This window comes from Inquilinus sp. (assembly GCF_057815775.1).
Window position 1 is genome coordinate 1 of the sequence record NZ_JBYRFX010000474.1, and the last position, 3,259, is coordinate 3,259.

The following is a 3,259-nucleotide window of genomic DNA, read 5'->3' on the forward strand; positions in this document are numbered from 1 at the left end:
AAGGCGGCTGCCCCGGGCGACGAGCCGCCGACCCTCGACGGCGACCCCTTCGTCGGCGCCCAGGATTGGGAGATCAAGGACCTGCACGTCGCCGTGGCCGAGGCGGGCGCCGACCGGGCCATGGGCACGGTCGCCTACAAGAGCTTCGACGCGCCGGTCACGATCACGGTCGATCTGGTCCGCACCGCTCATGGCTGGCGGATCGGCGACGTGCATTGGCCCGACGGCACGCTGCGGGGGCTGCTGACGGCAAAATAGGTGCCGGACCGCCGGCTCGGCAGAGTACGATAAAGCGTCCTTATCAACCCGGAGGCCCCGTGGTCATCCGCCAGCTCGAATACCTCGTCGCCCTGTCCCGTGAGAAGCATTTCGCCCGGGCTGCCGAATCCTGTCACGTGTCGCAGCCGGCGCTGTCGACCGCGCTGCGGCAGCTGGAGGAGGAGCTGCAGGTGCCGATCGTCGAGCGCGGCCACCGCTTCCAGGGCTTCACCCGCGAAGGCGCCTGCGTGCTCGACTGGGCCAAGAAGATCCTGGCCGACCGCGATGGGCTGGCGCAGGAGCTGTCGATGCTGCAGCAGGGGCTGGCCGGCATGCTGCGGATCGGCGCCGTGCCCTCGGCCCTGCCGATCGTGTCGCAGATCACCGCGCCCTTCGCCCGGTCCCACCCCATGGTCACGGTCTCGGTGCTGTCGCAGACCTCGATCCAGATCGAGGCGGGGCTGGAGAATTTCGAGATCGATGTCGGCGTTACCTATCTCGACAACGAACCACTGCGCCATGTCCGCAGCCTGCCGCTGTACCAGGAGGACTACATCCTGCTGATGCCGGCGGAGCAGGCGCCGTCGCCGCGGCAGACCATCAGCTGGGCCGAGGCGGCGACGCTGCCGCTGTGCCTGCTGACGCCGACCATGCAGAACCGTCGGATCATCGACGGCATCTTCCGCTCGGTCGGCTGCTCGCCGCGGGCGGCGGTGGAGACGGACAGCATCATCAACCTGTGCTCGCATGTCCGCTCCGGCCCATGGTCCAGCGTCATGCCGCGGGCCTTGCTGCACCTGTTCGGCGTGCCGGCCGGCACCCGCGCGCTGCGTCTGGTCGACCCGGCCGCGACCCGCACCATCGGCCTGGTGATGGCCGATCGCGACCCGGCCTCGCCGCTGGCCCGCGGCCTGTTCGACGTCGCGCGCGCGCTGGACCTCGATGCCGAATTGCAGGCGACACCGCTGGCACCGCCTGTTTGATAAACATCCTTTATCAATTCATCCGGCGTTTGAATTTGAATGCCGTATACAAGAGCGTCCATCGTTATAGTTAGAGATGTATGGGCGGCAGGGCCGCGCGGACCGCAACCAGGGTGTTGGAAAGGTCCGCAACTCGGCCCGTCACGGTTTGCAACGTCAGGCCATGGCACGTCGCCCAGTCCAACGAACCCGAAAAAGGGGTGGGACGAATGCCCGAGAGCCGGGGCTGGGACGCCGAAGTTGCCAATGATGTGATCGGGTCGCATGGCGCGACCGAAGGACCCTTGCTGCCGATCCTGCATGATTTGCAGTCGATCTTCGGCCATGTGCCGCGCGAGGCGGTGCCGTTGCTGGCCGACGCGCTGAACATCTCCCGTGCCGAAGTGCACGGCGTCATCACCTTCTATCATGATTTCCGGGCCGAGCCGGCCGGGCGCCACGTGCTGAAGCTGTGCCAGGCCGAGGCGTGCCAGTCGATGGGCGCGCGGGACCTGGCCGACCAGCTGCGCCGCCGGCTCGCCATCGGCCTGCATGAGACCACGGCCGACGGCCACATCACGGTCGAGCCGGTCTACTGCCTCGGCAATTGCGCCTGCGCCCCCGCGGCGATGGTCGATGGCGAGCTGATCGGGCGGATCGACGCCCGGCGGCTGGACCGCATCGTCGACAGGATAGAAGGCCGGCAAGAGGGCGTGCGATGAAGATCTTCGTCCCTCGCGATGCCGCTGCCCTGTCCGTCGGCGCCGATGACGTCGCCCAGGCGATCGCGGCCGAGGCCGCGTCGCGCGGCGTCGTGCTGCAGATCATCCGCAACGGCTCGCGCGGCCTGCTGTGGCTGGAGCCCTTCGTCGAGGTCGAGACCCCCGAAGGCCGCATCGGCTACGGCCCGGTGACGCCTGAGGACGTGCCCAGCCTGTTCGAGGCGGGGCTGGCGGAAGGCGGCGATCATCCCTTGCGCCACGGCCGGCCGGAAGAGATGCCGTATCTCGCGAAGCAGCAGCGCCTGACCTTCGCCCGTTGCGGCATCACCGATCCGCTGTCGCTGGAGGACTACGAGGCGCATGACGGGCTGAAGGGCCTGCGCAACGCCCTGGCGATGGAGCCGGCGGCGATCGTCGAGACGGTCACCGCCTCCGGCCTGCGCGGTCGTGGCGGTGCCGGGTTCCCGACCGGGATCAAGTGGCGCACCGTGCTGCAGGCCCAGGCCGATCGGAAGTACATCGTCTGCAACGCCGATGAGGGCGACAGCGGCACCTTCGCCGACCGCATGATCATGGAAGGCGACCCGTTCCTGCTGGTCGAAGGCATGATCATCGCCGGCATCGCCACCGGCGCGACCAAGGGCTTCATCTACATCCGCTCGGAATATCCGCATGCGGTGGCGACGATGAACGCGGCGATCGACGTCGCCTATCAGCGCCGCGTGCTCGGCCCCAGCGTGCTCGACAGCGGCAAGCGCTTCGACCTGGAGGTCCGGGTCGGCGCCGGCGCCTATATCTGCGGCGAGGAGACGTCGCTGCTGGAAAGCCTGGAAGGCCGGCGCGGCATGGTCCGGGCCAAGCCGCCGCTGCCGGCGCTGAAGGGCCTGTTCGGCCGCCCCACCGTCATCAACAACGTGCTGTCGCTGACCACCGTGCCGATCGTGCTCGACAAGGGCGCCGCCTTCTATGCGGAATACGGCACCGGCCGGTCGCGCGGCACCCAGCCGCTGCAGCTGGCCGGCAACGTCAAGCGCGGCGGGCTGATCGAGGTCGCGTTCGGCCTGACCCTGCGCCAGCTGATCGAGGAATTCGGCGGCGGCACCGCCAGCGGCCGGCCGTTCCGCGCCGTCCAGGTCGGCGGCCCGCTCGGCGCCTATTTCCCGGACAGCCTGCTCGACACCTCGCTCGACTATGAATCGATGGCGGCGAAGAAGGGCATGCTCGGCCATGGCGGCGTCGTGGTGTTCGACGACCGCATCGACCTCGCGGTCCAGGCCCGCTTCGCCATGGAGTTCTGCGCCGAGGAAAGCTGCGGCA

4 protein-coding genes are annotated in these 3,259 nt (G+C 68.8%); all 4 read left to right on the top strand.

Annotated features, from left to right (window positions below; genetic code table 11):
* A partial coding sequence (locus AC3XYG_RS16870; RefSeq protein ID WP_489141010.1) for a DUF3828 domain-containing protein occupies positions 1–258 on the top strand: 258 nt, incomplete at its 5' end.
* A gap of 59 nt (positions 259–317) precedes the next feature.
* Entirely contained in the window at positions 318–1,241 is a 924-nt protein-coding gene (locus AC3XYG_RS16875) for a LysR family transcriptional regulator (RefSeq protein WP_489141011.1), read from the top strand.
* Positions 1,242–1,450: 209 nt separating this feature from the next.
* On the top strand, positions 1,451–1,942 hold the full coding sequence (locus tag AC3XYG_RS16880; RefSeq protein ID WP_489141012.1) for a formate dehydrogenase subunit gamma: 492 nt from the start codon (positions 1,451–1,453) through the stop codon (positions 1,940–1,942).
* Positions 1,939–3,259: formate dehydrogenase beta subunit (locus AC3XYG_RS16885; protein WP_489141013.1), on the top strand; the 1,321-nt coding region annotated here is incomplete at its 3' end. The genes AC3XYG_RS16880 and AC3XYG_RS16885, both read left to right, overlap by 4 nt.